Source organism: Bacillus sp. MHSD_36 (assembly GCF_030757775.1).
Lineage (GTDB): Bacteria > Bacillota > Bacilli > Bacillales > Bacillaceae_G > Bacillus_A.
The window spans coordinates 573,528-589,507 of the sequence record NZ_JAVBIS010000003.1; the positions used below are offsets into that span (position 1 = coordinate 573,528).

At 35.8% G+C, this 15,980-nt stretch carries 12 protein-coding genes, 1 riboswitch and 1 other annotated feature; of the genes, 9 read left to right on the forward strand and 3 right to left on the reverse strand.

Features of this window, described 5'->3' with window-relative positions; all coding sequences use genetic code 11:
- The 5 genes from aspA to Q9B79_RS16230 all read left to right on the forward strand — a co-directional run bounded on the left by aspA (window position 1) and on the right by Q9B79_RS16230 (window position 8,837).
- Window positions 1-1,440 carry an aspartate ammonia-lyase gene (gene aspA / locus Q9B79_RS16210; RefSeq protein WP_306185819.1) on the forward strand — a complete coding sequence of 480 codons (1,440 nt, stop codon included), beginning with the start codon at window positions 1-3 and terminating at the stop codon, window positions 1,438-1,440.
- A 75-nt stretch (window positions 1,441-1,515) separates the two neighbouring features.
- Complete coding sequence (malS, locus tag Q9B79_RS16215) at window positions 1,516-3,228, forward strand: oxaloacetate-decarboxylating malate dehydrogenase (RefSeq protein WP_306185821.1); 1,713 nt, start codon at window positions 1,516-1,518, stop codon at window positions 3,226-3,228.
- 63 nt (window positions 3,229-3,291) lie between these two features.
- On the forward strand, window positions 3,292-4,590 hold the full coding sequence (locus Q9B79_RS16220; protein ID WP_306185823.1) for a sensor histidine kinase: 1,299 nt from the start codon (window positions 3,292-3,294) through the stop codon (window positions 4,588-4,590).
- Between the two features lie 2 nt (window positions 4,591-4,592).
- Window positions 4,593-5,525, forward strand: a complete 933-nt coding sequence (locus Q9B79_RS16225; protein ID WP_306185825.1) for a response regulator — start codon at window positions 4,593-4,595, stop codon at window positions 5,523-5,525.
- 117 nt (window positions 5,526-5,642) lie between these two features.
- Complete coding sequence (locus Q9B79_RS16230; RefSeq protein WP_306185827.1) at window positions 5,643-8,837, forward strand: SNF2 helicase associated domain-containing protein; 3,195 nt, start codon at window positions 5,643-5,645, stop codon at window positions 8,835-8,837.
- A gap of 251 nt (window positions 8,838-9,088) precedes the next feature.
- Here Q9B79_RS16230 and Q9B79_RS16235 read toward each other — a convergent pair whose 3' ends face one another.
- Window positions 9,089-9,223 carry a DUF3934 domain-containing protein gene (locus Q9B79_RS16235; RefSeq protein WP_000047588.1) on the reverse strand — a complete coding sequence of 45 codons (135 nt, stop codon included), beginning with the start codon at window positions 9,221-9,223 and terminating at the stop codon, window positions 9,089-9,091.
- A 405-nt stretch (window positions 9,224-9,628) separates the two neighbouring features.
- Window positions 9,629-9,887: a binding site (T-box leader), on the forward strand.
- A gap of 70 nt (window positions 9,888-9,957) precedes the next feature.
- On the opposite strand from Q9B79_RS16235, the gene asnA reads away from it, so the two are divergent.
- A complete protein-coding gene (gene asnA / locus Q9B79_RS16240; RefSeq protein ID WP_098347643.1) occupies window positions 9,958-10,941 on the forward strand; it encodes an aspartate--ammonia ligase in 984 nt (327 codons plus the stop codon).
- 333 nt (window positions 10,942-11,274) lie between these two features.
- Window positions 11,275-11,640: a helix-turn-helix domain-containing protein gene (locus tag Q9B79_RS16245; protein ID WP_306185831.1), complete on the forward strand. Its 366-nt coding sequence runs from the start codon at window positions 11,275-11,277 to the stop codon at window positions 11,638-11,640.
- Window positions 11,641-11,847: 207 nt separating this feature from the next.
- On the opposite strand, the gene Q9B79_RS16250 is transcribed toward Q9B79_RS16245, so the two are convergent.
- Both Q9B79_RS16250 and Q9B79_RS16255 read right to left on the reverse strand, forming a co-directional pair.
- A complete protein-coding gene (locus Q9B79_RS16250; protein WP_306185833.1) occupies window positions 11,848-12,300 on the reverse strand; it encodes a VOC family protein in 453 nt (150 codons plus the stop codon).
- Window positions 12,301-12,646: 346 nt separating this feature from the next.
- Window positions 12,647-13,876 (reverse strand): aspartate kinase, encoded by a 1,230-nt coding sequence (locus tag Q9B79_RS16255; protein ID WP_306185835.1) that lies wholly within the window; start codon window positions 13,874-13,876, stop codon window positions 12,647-12,649.
- A 199-nt stretch (window positions 13,877-14,075) separates the two neighbouring features.
- Window positions 14,076-14,262, reverse strand: a riboswitch (Lysine riboswitch).
- Window positions 14,263-14,454: 192 nt separating this feature from the next.
- Here Q9B79_RS16255 and Q9B79_RS16260 point away from each other — a divergent pair.
- Both Q9B79_RS16260 and Q9B79_RS16265 read left to right on the forward strand, forming a co-directional pair.
- Window positions 14,455-15,363, forward strand: coding sequence for a DoxX-like family protein (locus tag Q9B79_RS16260; RefSeq protein ID WP_306185837.1), 909 nt, complete (start codon window positions 14,455-14,457; stop codon window positions 15,361-15,363).
- Between the two features lie 3 nt (window positions 15,364-15,366).
- Window positions 15,367-15,978, forward strand: a complete 612-nt coding sequence (locus Q9B79_RS16265) for a DUF4166 domain-containing protein (RefSeq protein ID WP_306185839.1) — start codon at window positions 15,367-15,369, stop codon at window positions 15,976-15,978.
- Window positions 15,979-15,980 lie beyond the last annotated feature (2 nt).

Genomic DNA, 15,980 nt, shown 5'->3' on the forward strand with positions numbered 1-15,980 from the left:
ATGGCAGCATTAACTGAAGTTAAAAATAGTGTTCGAATTGAAAGAGATTTTTTAGGTGAAAAAGAAGTGCCAAACTATGCATACTACGGCGTACAAACAATGCGTGCAGTTGAAAACTTCCCAATTACAGGATACAAAATTCATGAAGGTTTAATTAGAGCGTTTGCAATTGTAAAAAAAGCAGCAGCACTGGCGAATACAGATGTAGGAAGATTGGAATTGAACAAGGGTGGCGCGATTGCAGAAGCTGCTCAAGAAATTCTTGATGGAAAATGGCATGATCATTTCATCGTAGATCCAATTCAAGGCGGAGCAGGTACTTCAATGAACATGAACGCAAATGAAGTCATTGCCAACCGCGCTCTTGAATTATTAGGAATGGAAAAGGGAGACTATCATTATATTAGTCCAAATAGTCATGTAAACATGGCGCAATCAACAAACGATGCATTCCCAACGGCGATTCATATCGCAACATTAAATGCATTAGAAGGTTTATTACAAACGATGGGTTATATGCACGATGTGTTTGAATTAAAAGCAGAACAGTTCGATCATGTTATTAAAATGGGACGTACACATTTACAAGACGCTGTACCAATTCGTCTTGGACAAGAATTTAAAGCGTACTCTCGCGTGCTTGAACGTGATATGAAACGAATTCAGCAATCACGTCAACACTTATATGAAGTGAATATGGGGGCAACTGCAGTTGGTACAGGCTTAAATGCAGATCCAGAATATATTGAAGCAGTTGTAAAACATTTAGCTGCAATTAGTGAGTTGCCACTTGTTGGTGCAGAAGACTTAGTAGATGCAACGCAAAATACGGATGCATACACAGAAGTATCAGCAGCACTTAAAGTATGTATGATGAATATGTCTAAAATCGCGAATGACCTTCGCTTAATGGCATCAGGTCCACGCGTTGGTTTAGCGGAAATTATGCTACCAGCTCGTCAACCAGGTTCATCTATTATGCCAGGAAAAGTAAATCCTGTTATGCCAGAAGTAATTAATCAAATTGCTTTCCAAGTCATTGGTAACGACCATACAATTTGCCTTGCTTCAGAAGCAGGACAATTAGAATTAAACGTTATGGAACCAGTACTTGTTTTCAACTTACTTCAATCAATTAGCATTATGAATAATGGTTTCCGTGCCTTTACAGATAATTGCTTAAAAGGAATTGAAGCAAATGAAGATCGTTTAAAAGAGTATGTTGAGAAGAGTGTAGGAATTATTACAGCCGTGAACCCTCATATCGGTTATGAAGCAGCAGCTCGCGTTGCGAAAGAAGCAATCGCGACAGGGCAATCCGTTCGAGAACTATGTGTGAAAAATGGTGTACTGTCACAAGAAGACTTAGAATTAATTCTAGATCCATTCGAAATGACACACCCAGGGATTGCAGGAGCAACTCTTTTAAAGAAAAATTAAAAGGAGAGGGGGGACAAGCCCCTCTTTTTTGTTTACAATATAGAAATGCTATATATGAATAGAGGTAGGGATGTTATGAGTAAGTTTACAGTAGCTTCTAATGGTTCATTAGAAACGACATTAAGAGGAGTAGAAGTATTATCAACACCACTTTTAAATAAAGGGGTCGCTTTCACGCAAGAAGAAAGAGCAGAATTAGGTTTAAAAGGGTTATTACCACCAGCAGTTTTAACATTAGAAGAACAAGCACGTCGAGCATACGAACAATTTTGTTCTCAGCCGGATGATTTATTAAAGAATGTATACTTAACAGCGTTACATGATCGAAATGAAGTATTATTTTATCGCATTTTAACAGATCACTTGCGCGAAATGTTACCAATCGTATATACACCAACAGTCGGTGTAGCGATTCAAAGATATAGTCATGAATACCGTAAACCACGTGGTGTGTATTTATCAATTAACGATCCGTCAGGTATTGAAGAAGCATTCGCCAATATCGGTGCAACAGCAGAAAATATAGATTTAGTCGTTGTTACAGATGGAGAAGGTATACTGGGAATTGGTGACTGGGGCGTTGGTGGTATAAATATTGCCATCGGAAAATTAGCTGTTTATACGGCTGCGGTTGGAATCGATCCTAGTCGTGTATTACCAGTAATTTTAGATGTAGGTACAAATCGTGAAGAATTATTAAATAATCCGTTTTATATTGGAAATCGTCACCCTCGTATAACTGGTGAAGCTTACGATGAGTTTATTGATACATTTGTACAAGCGGTAAATAAGCAATTCCCGAAAGCACTTTTACATTGGGAAGACTTCAGTTCTCGAAATGCACGAAAAATTTTAGATAAATATCGTCATGATATTTGTACATTTAATGATGATATTCAAGGTACAGGTGCAGTTTCGCTTGCTGCGGTATTATCGGCAGTGAAAGCTTCGGGTGTACCACTAAGTGAACACCGCGTTGTTGTGTTTGGTGCTGGTACAGCTGGTATCGGTATCGCAGATCAAGTTAGAGATGCAATGGTCCGCGTAGGCGTATCAGAAGAAGAATCATATAAGCGTTTCTGGTGTATAGATCGTAATGGATTAGTTACAGATAATATGGAAGATCTTCTTGATTTCCAAATGCCGTATGCAAGAAAAGCAGCGGAAGTAAGTGAGTGGAAACAAAATGATGTGATCGGACTTGCTGAAGTTGTGAAACACGTAAAACCGACAATTTTAATCGGTACATCAACTGTTGCAGGCGCATTTAAAGAAGAGATTGTTAAAGAAATGGCTTCTCACGTAGAAAGACCAATCATTTTACCAATGTCGAATCCGACGCCACTTGCTGAAGCAAAACCAGTTGATTTAATTGAGTGGACAGAAGGAAGAGCATTAGTTGCAACAGGAAGTCCATTTGAACCAGTTACATATAACGGCGTAACGTATGTGATTGGACAATCAAATAACGCACTTATTTTCCCAGGTCTTGGTCTTGGAACAATTGTCGTACGTGCAAGCGTCATGACGGATGGAATGTTTGCAGCAGCAGCTGAAGCAGTTGCAAGCATGGTAGATACAAGTCAGCCAGGAGCACCTATTTTACCAGAAGTTGAAGAGTTACGTAATATCTCTGAAATGGTTGCAATTGAAGTAGCGAAAGTTGCTGTTGCAGAAGGTGTTGCTAGAGAGAACTTAAGTGATAACGATATCAAGATTGCAGTGAAAGAAGCAATCTGGGAGCCGCAGTATCGCCAAATAAAAGCGGTAGAAAAGGTTAGAATATAGAAATAAAGCCCGTTTATAAAAATAAGCGGGCTTTCACTTTTATTACCGAAAAAAGTATAGGAAGTGGCAACTTTGAATTGGAATCAATTATGGAAGAAAGATATATCTCTTTTAATTATATTAATGGTTGTTGTTCCGATTGCTGGAGAGCTTAATTTTCATCCTTTTAATGATACGTTTCGCGTTAGCTTTGGGACACCGCTTTTCTTCTTTTTATTACTATTTTTAAGAAGAATACCAGCAGCGGCTGCAGGTATTCTTGTCGGTATATGTGTCGTTTTATTCCGCGTATGTCTTGACTGGGTCATGCAAGGTTCATTTCATATGACAGAATCATTTTATTTGCGCTATCCTGTGTTTTTTTATTATTTTATTTATGGAAGTCTTTTTTCGCTTTGTAGGGTGAATAAGTTCCACCAGAGACCAATCGTTATTGGATGCCTTGGAATTACAATTGAAATTATCGCAAGTATGTCTGAACTAGCGATTTATCATATGGTCGTGCTGGGTACAACGATAATAGTTTCTGAATTAAATAAACTTATTATTATTGCTATTTTCCGTAGTTTCTTTGCACTTGGCTTTTTAAATATGATGAATTTATATGAAACGAAATTAAAAGAATCACAAGTCCGAAAAGAAAATGAAAAAATGTTAATGCACCTTTCAAATTTATATGTAGAATCTGTTCATTTGAAAAAAACGTTACAAAATGCAGAATTGATTACACAAGAAGCATATCAACTATATCGAAACTTACAAGCGAACAATGATTCCAGTAGTAAAACAGCATTGAAAATAGCAGGAGAAGTGCATGAAATAAAAAAGGATAATCAAAGAATTTTTGCAGGATTATCTAAACTGTTATTAGATAAAAATGTGGCTGAATATGTAGAAGGGCATGAGCTTACAGAAATGATTGTAAGAATAAATGAGAAATATGCTGAAATGCTAGAGAAAGATATACGTTTTTCTAAACATATAGAAGGTGAACACGCTGCATATCACGTGTATACAGTGCTATCAATCTTTAATAACCTAGTTGCGAATGCAGTTGAAGCTATTGAGGATAGAGGTCTCATTCATATTAAGTTATATAAACGAGGGCAACATGTAATCTTTGAAGTAATTGACGATGGGCCTGGTATTGCACAAAAATATAAGAAGTTAGTATTTAAGCCCGGGTTTACTTCAAAGTATGATCAAACGGGAACCCCGTCAACAGGCATTGGACTTTCTTACATACACGAAATGGTAACAGGGCTTAGCGGAGAAGTAAGGCTAGAAGATAATGAAACTGGAACAGGGTGTAAATTTATCGTTTGTTTACCGGAGTGCAGTTTAAAGCAGGAAGGGGAATAGGTTTGTTTTATTATATCGTAGATGATGATGAAGTTTTCCGTTCGATGCTTTCACAAATTATTGAGGATGGCGATCTTGGAGAAGTAATTGGAGAATCGGAAGACGGAGCTTTTGTTGAAGCAGAGCAGCTAAATTATAAAAAAGTGGATATTTTATTTATTGATTTACTAATGCCGATGAGAGATGGCATTGAAACGGTTCGCCATATAGCGTCTTCATTTACTGGGAAAATTATTATGATTTCTCAAGTTGAATCGAAACAGCTCATTGGCGAGGCGTATACACTTGGTGTGGAATATTATATTACAAAACCACTAAACAAAATAGAAGTAGTATTTGTTGTACGAAAAGTGATAGAGCGTATTCGTTTGGAACGTTCTATATATGACATTCAAAAATCATTAAATAATGTGTTTCAGTGGGAAAAGCCGCAAATGCGTAGTGAAACAGTGCAAGAAGAAAAAAAGATATCAGATTCAGGACGCTTCTTACTAGCAGAACTTGGTATTGCGGGAGAGAACGGAAGTAAAGATTTACTTAGTATGCTGGAATATTTATATGGACAAGAAAAGGCTCAAACATTTGAATTTGGATTTCCTGTGTTAAAAGATATTTTCCACCAAATAACATTAAAAAAATTAGATGCTATGGCTTCAGATGCAGATATAGATAAGGAAAGAAAAGCATCTGAACAACGTGTAAGAAGAGCGATTTATCAATCGTTGAATCATTTAGCTTCCCTCGGACTAACAGACTTTTCAAATCCGAAATTTGAAAGCTATGCTCCCAAATTTTTTGATTTCACCGTAGTTAGAAGACGGATGACAGAAATGACAAAGGATGAAATAGCGACTTCTGGACATATACGAATTAATACGAAGAAATTTATTCAGGTACTGTATTTTGAAGCGAAACGGTTGATGGAGATAGAATGAAGAAGATGCTTATTACTAAGCATCTTTTTTGTTGAATCAACATTTTATATTTTTTCGTTGAGCATGTAAAATGTTAAGTAAGAGAAAATGGTTTTACATTAAGGCGGTGTCAAAACAATGGGTTTTACATTAAATAAATCAATTATTAAAGAAGTATGCGGAGAAACCTCATATAAAAGAGGCGAAGCTTATTATAAATCAAATAAAGTAATCGTGAATCATTATGATGAAACGAACGAAATTTGTGAGGCGACGGTAAAAGGGAATGAAGATTTTCATGTTACAGTAGAAAAAGCTAAAAAAGGTGATGTAGTTGCGAGGTGTAGTTGTCCTTCTTTAGTGTCTTTTCAAACGTACTGTCAACATGTTGCAGCTGTACTGATACAAATAAATTATAACCAGCAAACGGGTGGAATGGGCTCTTTTAGTAGCAGAAATGATCAATTAACAAACGGGATGTTTCAGTTGTTTGCAGACAAACCGCTGCGGCCCAAAAGTAAACAACATCGTTTTGATACACGTGAAATATTAGATGTTGCATTTGTATGTTCACCGGTATCGACGAAAAGTGGTGGGGCTCTTCTTGGAATTCAGTTGAAACTTGCGAAAACATATTTTATAAATCATATTAGAGAATTTCTTTCTAAAGTGGAAAAAAGAAAGAGTTTTCATTGTTCAAATGAATTTACATACACACCAGATGTACATAGTTTTAAACAAGAAACGGACGCGATTATACAACAACTCATTAAAATATATCATAATGAAAAAATGTATGAAGATGCATTAGAAGTACATGCGAAACAAGATGAAAGTATGATATTTATACCACCAGCTTCGTGGAGAGATATACTCTCTTCACTTTCTAAAGTGGAGCATGTACATCTGAAACAAAATGAGCAACTGATTGACGGATTACAAATTTCAAAAGGATTATTGCCATTACATTTTGAGTTTACGAAAGGCAATAATGGTGGGTTTACACTTCATATAGATGGCCTAAATCGTGTTCAAGTTATGGAAATGTATAACTATGCTCTTTACAATGGGAAATTATATCATTTACCTATGGAAGATTGTATGCGACTTATTGAATTGCAAAAGATGATGAGTCGCTCAAATAGCAATCAGTTTTATATTCCTGAAAATAAGATGGAACATTTCGTAGCGAAAGTTGTACCTGGATTAATGAAACTTGGAACGGTACGCATTGATGAAGTAATATCTGATCGTGTTGAAACGCCGTCTCTAAAAGCAAAGTTGTATTTAGATCGAGTAAAAAATCGTTTGTTAGCAGGTCTTGAATTTCATTATGGAAACGTCATGATCAATCCGCTAGAAGAGGACGGACAACCGTCTGTTTTTAATCGTGATGAGAAAAAGGAAAAAGAGATTTTAGACATTATGAGTGAAAGTGCCTTCGCAAAAACGGAAGGCGGTTATTTTATGCATAATGAAGAGGCTGAGTATAACTTTTTATATCATGTCGTTCCAACGTTAAAAGGCTTAGTTGATATTTACGCGACAACAGCAATTAAATTACGCATTCATAAAGGGGATACAGCACCTCTTATTAGGGTGAGAAGAAAAGAAAGAATTGATTGGTTGTCATTTCGCTTTGATATAAAAGGAATACCGGAAGCGGAAATTAAAGGTGTATTAGTCGCTCTTGAAGAGAAACGTAAATATTACCGATTAGCGAATGGTTCTTTATTATCACTAGAGAGCAAAGAGTTTCACGAAATTAATCAGTTTGTAAAAGAATCAGGTATTCGCAAAGAATTTTTACATGGGGAAGAAGTGAATGTTCCGCTTATTCGGAGTGTAAAATGGATGAACGGGCTACACGAAGGTAATGTTTTAAGTTTAGATGAGTCTGTTCAAGATTTAGTTGAAAGCATTCAAAATCCGAAAAAGTTAAAATTTACAGTACCGCCAACTTTACATGCTGTAATGAGAGAGTATCAAGTATACGGATTCGAGTGGATGAAAACACTCGCTTATTACCGCTTTGGTGGTATTTTAGCAGACGATATGGGACTTGGAAAAACGCTGCAAAGCATTGCTTTTATAGATTCTGTTTTGCCTGAAATTCGGGAGAAGAAGCTACCTATATTAGTCGTTTCACCGTCCTCTCTCGTCTACAATTGGTTTAGTGAATTGAAAAAATTCGCCCCGCATATTAGAGCGGTTATTGCAGATGGAAATCAAACAGAACGACGAAAAATCTTACAAGACGTAGCGGAATTTGATGTCGTCATTACGTCATATCCGTTACTGAGAAGAGATATAAGATCGTATGCGAGGCCATTTCATACACTATTTCTTGATGAAGCACAGGCGTTTAAAAATCCTACAACACAAACTGCAAGAGCAGTGAAAACAATTCAAGCTGAGTATCGTTTCGGACTAACGGGAACGCCTGTCGAAAATTCATTAGAAGAGCTATGGTCTATTTTCCATGTCGTATTTCCAGAATTATTACCAGGAAGAAAAGAATTCGGTGATTTAAGGCGAGAAGATATAGCAAAACGCGTAAAACCTTTCGTATTAAGAAGACTAAAAGAAGATGTATTACAGGAGCTTCCTGATAAAATAGAGCACTTACAGTCATCGGAGTTATTACCAGATCAAAAGAGACTATATGCTGCTTATTTAGCGAAATTAAGAGAAGAAACGTTAAAACATTTAGACAAAGATACGTTACGTAAAAATAAAATTAGAATTTTAGCTGGCTTAACGAGATTGCGACAAATTTGTAATCATCCCGCTTTATTCGTTGATGATTACAAGGGAAGTTCAGCTAAATTTGAGCAACTGTTAGACATACTTGAGGAATGCAGAAGTACTGGTAAGAGGATTTTAATTTTTTCTCAATTTACGAAGATGCTGTCCATTATTGGTCGTGAGTTAAATCGTCAAGCGATTCCATACTTTTATTTAGACGGAAATACACCTTCGCAAGAACGTGTAGAACTATGTGACCGGTTTAACGAAGGGGAAGGGGACCTATTTCTCATTTCTTTAAAAGCTGGTGGTACAGGTCTTAACTTAACGGGTGCCGATACGGTTATATTGTACGACTTATGGTGGAATCCAGCTGTTGAACAACAAGCAGCAGATAGGGCATATCGAATGGGACAAAAAAATACGGTACAAGTTATTAAATTAGTGGCTCACGGAACAATTGAGGAAAAAATACATGAACTGCAAGAAAGTAAGAAACATTTAATCGCTGAAGTGATTGAGCCAGGAGAAGGGAAATTATCATCAATCACGGAGGAAGAAATTCGAGATATTTTAATGATTTAATATAAAGTGAAACTTTAATCAGTGGGTGGGGGATGAATCCCTCACCCACTGATTATTAGTTGAACCAATCGGGCTTTTACGGGCAGTTGATCCCACATTTAACTTCTTTGCTTTCGCTGAATTTTGAGATGAGGGTCTTATTGCCCGTTAATGCGGGATAAAAAGCTATGCTTTCACATGTATGAGAGCATAGCTTTTTTAGTGTAATAATTATAATTTGTTTTGAACAAAGTAAAGAGATAATACAGAATTTACTTTTTAGTCCCTTTACTTTTATATGGCTTGGCAGCTGCCTTTTTCTTTGCACTTGATTGCCAACGATTCCATCCTTTACTTCCTGTACCTTGTCCTACACCTTTTTTCGGTTTTGCTTTCGTTTTACTCATATGATCACTCCGTTATATAAAAATCTTATTTGATAATAGTCAATAATTTAGAACATACTCTTTATAAATGACTATGATTGCTTTAAGTAAAAATAAACTGCTTGAATGCTATAGTATAACACGAATTTGCACGTAAACTGAAAGGAATTACAAAGAAAATGAAAATAATACGAAATACTGCGGATTCTATATTTCGAACGATTACATTACTTGTTGTCTATATGTTAGTCTCGCTTAGTGAAACTTTTTTTGGATTAACAAGGCAAAAGAAGTGAAGATGTTATATTGAAAACAATCAATAAAGCCGTAAAATAAAGAATTAAAAAATATTTTTAAATTTTTGTTGACTTTCTTTATTTTTTGTATAGAATAATCATTAATAAAATGTTTCAGAGATGTGACAACAAAACGACTATGAAAGGACGAGTAGTAGTAGGATGTAGTCTAAGCGAGTCAGGGGTGGTGTGAGCCTGATACGAAGCCTATTATGAAGAACCTCCTGGAGTTGCTAACCGAAATCCTTTATAGGAAAGTAGACTTAGCCGGGAACTTCGCCGTTACAAGAAGAACAGTATCGAGATATTTCATCTCCGTATTGTATAAGTGAGCAACCTCTGTTGCTAATTTGGGTGGTACCGCGGAACCAAAGCCTTTCGTCCCAGTTTTTTGGGAAAGAAGGGCTTTTTTTGTTGGCTTCTTTTCACAACATCCAAACATTTTAGGAGGAAACCACCATGTATCAATCATTAATGACAGTAAGAGAGACTCAAATCGCAATTAAGGAAGTTAAAACATTTTTCGAGGATCAATTAGCAAAACGCCTTGAACTATTCCGCGTATCTGCACCATTATTCGTAACGAAAAAATCAGGATTAAACGATCACTTAAACGGTGTAGAACGTCCAATTGAATTTGATATGTTACATTCAGGAGAAGAATTAGAAATTGTTCACTCACTAGCGAAGTGGAAACGATTTGCATTACATGAGTATGGATATGAAGCTGGTGAAGGTTTATATACAAACATGAACGCGATCCGCCGTGATGAAGAACTTGATGCAACACATTCCATTTACGTTGATCAATGGGATTGGGAAAAAATCGTTCAAAAAGAATGGCGTACTGTAGATTACTTACAAAAAACAGTACTAACAATTTATGGAATATTCAAAGATTTAGAAGACCACTTATTTGAAAAGTATCCGTTCCTTGGAAAGTATTTACCAGAAGAAATTGTTTTCATCACTTCCCAAGAACTAGAAGATAAATATCCAGAATTAACACCGAAAGATCGTGAACATGCAATTGCAAAAGAACACGGTGCTGTTTTCATTATCGGAATTGGTGATGCACTTCGTTCAGGTGAAAAGCATGACGGACGCGCAGCTGATTATGATGATTGGAAATTAAACGGTGACATTTTATTCTGGCACCCAGTATTACAATCTTCATTCGAATTATCATCAATGGGAATTCGTGTTGATAGTAAGTCACTTGATGAGCAGTTAACGAAAACAGGTGAAGACTTCAAACGTGAGTACGATTTCCATAAAGGTATTTTAGAAGACGTACTACCATTAACAATTGGCGGTGGTATCGGACAATCTAGAATGTGCATGTACTTCTTACGTAAAGCACATATCGGTGAAGTTCAATCTTCTGTATGGCCTGACGATTTACGTGAAGCTTGCAAGAAGGAAAACATTCACCTGTTTTAATAGAAGTGAGAGAATAACTCAAAGAGTTATTCTCTCTTTTTTATTGTGTAAACGAGTGGTTTACAGTGAGTTTTACTAATGGTTTCTTTCTTTTTTGTCTCCTATTATGTAATAATTTGTCAAAGGAGGGGACGTTATGAGTTTAGGACAACAACTTAAAAAATTAAGAGAATCAAAAGGATTTTAGAAGGAAGATATTGGTGAAAATATTGATATAACGAGGCAAGCGGTGTATAAAGTGAAACTTTAATCAGTGGGCGATTTATCCTACTGATTATTAGTTGAACCAATCGGGCTTTTAGAGGCAGTTAATCGCATCTGGCGGCCTTGATTGTGCTTAAAAGCTTTGATGAGATTTACTGCCTGTTAAAGCGGGGGAAGTGGGAAAATGATAAAAGCTGCCCTGATATTGAAAATTTGATTTTATTGAGTGAAATGTATAATGTTACGCTCGATGAATTAATAAAAGGGAACCAAAATTTAAAAGAGAAAATACATATTGATGAAGATGAAGATTTTGAGAAAGAGAATGAATTTGGTTTGCTAATTGTGAGTGCTTTTGTTAATTATGAAGGAATGCAAGAGATATTATTAGGAATTGCACTATTCATGATGGTTTTTTACTCTGACGTAAAGAAAGTTATTTTGAATGAGTTCCGATCGTTTTTCAAAAGAAAAGATATATATGATAAGAAGTGAGAAGAATTAGTTATATTTCCTAGGAAAGAGTATAAGAAGTAATTTGATCATTTTATATTGATTTTATGATATTGATAGTATGTTAAAAAGCTCAAATAAATATAACCCCGTTCTAAAGCTAGGACGGGGTTCAAAATCTAAGTTTTATGAAGTAAGCATTTTTTTTTAATATTTTTACTTTAGTAAAGACCCCTTATAAAACATTACTTATTTATTACCGAGTTCTTCCGCTAAACCGATTAAAATGCCTTCCGTTCCACGAATGTAGCAGAGTCGATACGAGTCCTCGTACTGAACTATTTCGCCAACGAGCTGAGCACCATGCTTAGTCAGTCTCGATACCATTTCGTCAATGTCTTCAACGGTGAACATGACACGCAAATAACCGAGGGCATTTACAGGAGCTGTCCGATGATCTGCAATAGTAGGTGGTGTGAGAAATCGTGAAAGTTCAATTCGGCTATGGCCATCTGGCGTCACCATCATAGCAATCTCCGCGCACTGAGAACCGAGACCGGTTACGCGACCAGCCCATTCACCTTCGACAGTAGCTCGCCCTTCGAGTTTTAAGCCAATCTCTTCGAAGAAAGAGATTGCGTTATCAAGAGATTCTACAACGATGCTGACATTGTCCATTCTTAGTAATCTGTTGTTTGCCATAGTCTTAATCTCCTTATATGTAGAATTTTATTATTTAATTCTCCTCATAATTATACTAAAATTCCTTTTAAATAAAAAACGCCTTGTCACAGTGTAGGGAAATGTGACAAGGCGTTTTCGGGTATAGTATATAACATCTTGTGAACGAACAACACGTCGTAAACTTTCTACTATTGAAATATGCGCGAACTTTCTTTCGTGAATGCTATTATTTTAAGAATTTAATAATGTAGTTTCTATTCAATACTATAACTTCGACTTCTCCGCAAAATATTCCCACCCTATTGCTATTAATATAGGAAGGAAATAGATTTATATAATTTATTTTAAGTATTACTAGTGGAAATTAACTCATCTGCACTAAAGGCTCAATTTTCGCCATAAATGATTGATGTAGTGCCTCAACACCTGTTACTAAATGAAGGCGGTCAATAACGACAGACACTTTAATTTCTGATGTACTTACCATTTTAATATGAATACCTTCTTCTTTTAAAGTAGTGAACATATTTGCAGCAACACCTGGATTAGAGACCATACCAGATCCTACAATTGATACTTTTGCTAAATGATTTTCATATTCCACAGATTCATAATGAAGTGTTTCTTGATTTTGTTCTAATACCTCTAATGTTTCTCTTAAATCATTAGAATGGATTGAGAAGGAGAGATGAACAGTTCCTTCATTTGTAATACTTTGAATGATGATATCTACATTAATATGTGCCGATGCTAATGTAGAGAAAACTGTTGAAAGTGCACCTTGTTCTAATCCTTTCATTGTGACGCGTGTAATATTATCTTCAAATGCAATACCTTTAACGATTGATTGTTGTTCCATGTTACATTCTCCTTTTACAATTGTTCCGTTTTCTTGTTCCATACTTGAGCGAACTTCTAACATGACATTATGATTTTTAGCAAACTCAACAGCACGCGGGTGTAATACACCAGCACCGAGGTTTGCAAGTTCTAACATTTCGTTATAAGAAATTTCATCTAATTTATAAGCATCTTTTACAACTCGTGGGTCCGTCGTATATACGCCGGTCACATCTGTGTAAATATCACATTTTTTTGCTTTCAGTGCAGCAGCTAATGCAACAGCAGTTGTATCAGAACCACCGCGTCCAAGTGTTGTAATTTCATGATTTTCACTCATTCCTTGGAATCCAGCTACAATAACAATCGTACCTTCAGTAAGATAAGATTGAATTCGATCTGTATGAATGTCAGTAATCCGTGCACTACTATGTACAGATTCTGTCGTAATCCCAGCTTGCCATCCTGTTAATGAAATTGCGTTATAACCTTTTGCTTGTAGTGCCATCGTTAATAATGAAATAGTCACTTGTTCTCCTGTTGATAGAAGCATATCCATTTCACGTTTACTCGGATTTTCTGTAATCGCGTTAGCAAGTGCGACAAGTTCATCTGTACTTTTTCCCATTGCTGAAACGATAGAGACGATACTATGCCCTCGTTCATATTCTTCAATAATTAAATTTGCTACATGTTGAATGCGCTCGACGCTTCCAACAGAAGTGCCACCAAATTTTTGTACAATCGTTTCCATTACGAATTCCTTCTTTCATCCATTTTTAAGAATAGATTAGGACATATATAAATCCCAATATTCCTGTAGTTACCAGAGAAAAGCAAAAAACACCATCTCAAATAAGTGAGGATGGTGCTGTTACAGGAAAAGGGAAACAGAAAACGGAGCTAATAAAAAAACCGCCAAAAAAGGAATACCATAAAAATGATATCTCTTTTTTGTAGATAGCTCTTCATACATACACGTCTGTACATATGACAGTTCTGTTTCTATTCGAAAACAGCCCCAATCGATAAATGCAGAGAAAATTATCGATTTCGGCAACACTTCCTTTCAGCTAATTTCATAGACATCTCTGTGTCTCCATTAGAATACTCATAAGTATTGCAACCTCTATCTCACGTTTTAGGCGAGAGTGTTTGATTTATGAAGTTGTTGGTAACATTTGTTTTATAATAATTTAAATTTTTCGGGTAAGCAAGTGTTTTATATGAATTTTAAAAATTCTTTCTTTTTCAAGGGGAAGTTTGTGAAAAACGTAGCAAAATAAATTCATTGCATGTACATTAAACTTATAGTGCGTAGGAGGTAGAAGAATGAAGGGGAAAAAGCCTATTTATGTTTCGGCAGAAATGAACACAACAATGGAGAAATTATGGGAATACACGCAAGAACCACATATACATACAGAATGGGATGCTCGCTTTACTGAAATTTCATATTTAGAGAAAAAAGAAGGAGAACCACAGAAGTTTTTATATAAAACAAAAATCGGATTTGGACTTGAAATAGCTGGAGAAGGTGAATCGATAGGTGAGATAAGAAAAGAAACGGGAGAACGTATCTCTTCTTTAAAATTTTGGACGGATAATCAATTATCTCTTATTCAAACAGGGCGTGGTTATTGGAAGTATACCCCTCGTAAAGAACACATTCATTTTGAGACGCAATATGATTATGATACGAGGTTTGGTCGTATAGGGAATGTAATAGATTTCTATATGTTTCGGCCGTTATTAGGTTGGGCGACTGCTTGGAGCTTTGATGCATTAAAATTATGGTTAGAGAAGGGACTTCACCCTAGGTTACTAATTAGAAGAACAATGACATATTGGCTCGTATGTTTTTTATTTGCCTTTGTTTGGATGTATCAAGGGATAGTGCCGAAACTGGTATTTACTCATTCAGAAGAAGTAAAAATGTTGTCTGTGATAATTGGTTCAACTGCGCATAGTATTTTCCTAGTTAAAATAATTGGATTGCTAGAAATTATTTTTGGTGTCCTATGGATGTTGCCATTTCAAAAGCGAAAAGTATTTGTCGTACATATTTTTATGTTAATAGCCTTAACGATAGCGGCAGGGTTTACGAATGTCGCAAGCTTTACAGAGCCGTTTAATCCAATTACATTAAACGTTCTACTCATGGGGTTATCGATTGTCGGTTATATAAATAGCACGAATTTGCCAAGTGCAAAAAATTGCAAGAGGAAGAGAAAGGGATAATGTATGGCTAATATGTATGAAAGACTATTAGGAGATTCTTATAAAAAGCTTCATCCAAAGTTACAGAAACGCTATGAAATTACGGAAGAAAATAGTTTTACTGGAGAAGGAAAGATGGATGAGATTTATGGAGGTTCTTTTTTCGTAAAATTCATATTAAAAATTGCATCGAAGTTCCGTATGTTTTTCTCTGAGCGGGGGAAGGGAGTGCCATTTACAATACATAATACGGCTGAGCGGGATGAACATGGACATGAACTTGTGCGGTGGAATCGTACTTTTTATTTTCACAATAAGAAAAGATATTTTAACGCTGTTATGCAGTTGGATGAAGAGAATACTGAAATTGTAGATTGTTTTGGTGAACCACACATACTTGTTTCGACACTGAATTTTCATATTGATGAGGTGGGGGCAATACATATTTCTTCAAAGAAACAATGGTTTTACATGTTTGGAAGAAAAGTTCCATTACCTAGATTCTTATACGGGGAGGCCAACATTGTAGAAAGTTATGATGAAACACGAAAATGCTTTCGAATTCATGTACAAGTACGCAATCCGTTAATTGGTTCATTATTTTCATATAAGGGAACATTTGTGGAGAGGAAATAAAT

Bases quoted from the DNA above. Each gene is read 5' to 3' on its own strand.
- aspA (WP_306185819.1), top strand. From the start codon at position 1: ATGGCAGCATTAACTGAAGTTAAAAATAGTGTTCGAATTGAAAGAGAT.
- malS (WP_306185821.1), top strand. From the start codon at position 1,516: ATGAGTAAGTTTACAGTAGCTTCTAATGGTTCATTAGAAACGACATTA.
- Q9B79_RS16230 (WP_306185827.1), top strand. From the start codon at position 5,643: ATGGGTTTTACATTAAATAAATCAATTATTAAAGAAGTATGCGGAGAA.
- Q9B79_RS16235 (WP_000047588.1), bottom strand. From the start codon at position 9,223: ATGAGTAAAACGAAAGCAAAACCGAAAAAAGGTGTAGGACAAGGTACA.
- asnA (WP_098347643.1), top strand. From the start codon at position 9,958: ATGTATCAATCATTAATGACAGTAAGAGAGACTCAAATCGCAATTAAG.
- Q9B79_RS16250 (WP_306185833.1), bottom strand. From the start codon at position 12,300: ATGGCAAACAACAGATTACTAAGAATGGACAATGTCAGCATCGTTGTA.
- Q9B79_RS16255 (WP_306185835.1), bottom strand. From the start codon at position 13,876: ATGGAAACGATTGTACAAAAATTTGGTGGCACTTCTGTTGGAAGCGTC.
- Q9B79_RS16260 (WP_306185837.1), top strand. From the start codon at position 14,455: ATGAAGGGGAAAAAGCCTATTTATGTTTCGGCAGAAATGAACACAACA.
- Q9B79_RS16265 (WP_306185839.1), top strand. From the start codon at position 15,367: ATGGCTAATATGTATGAAAGACTATTAGGAGATTCTTATAAAAAGCTT.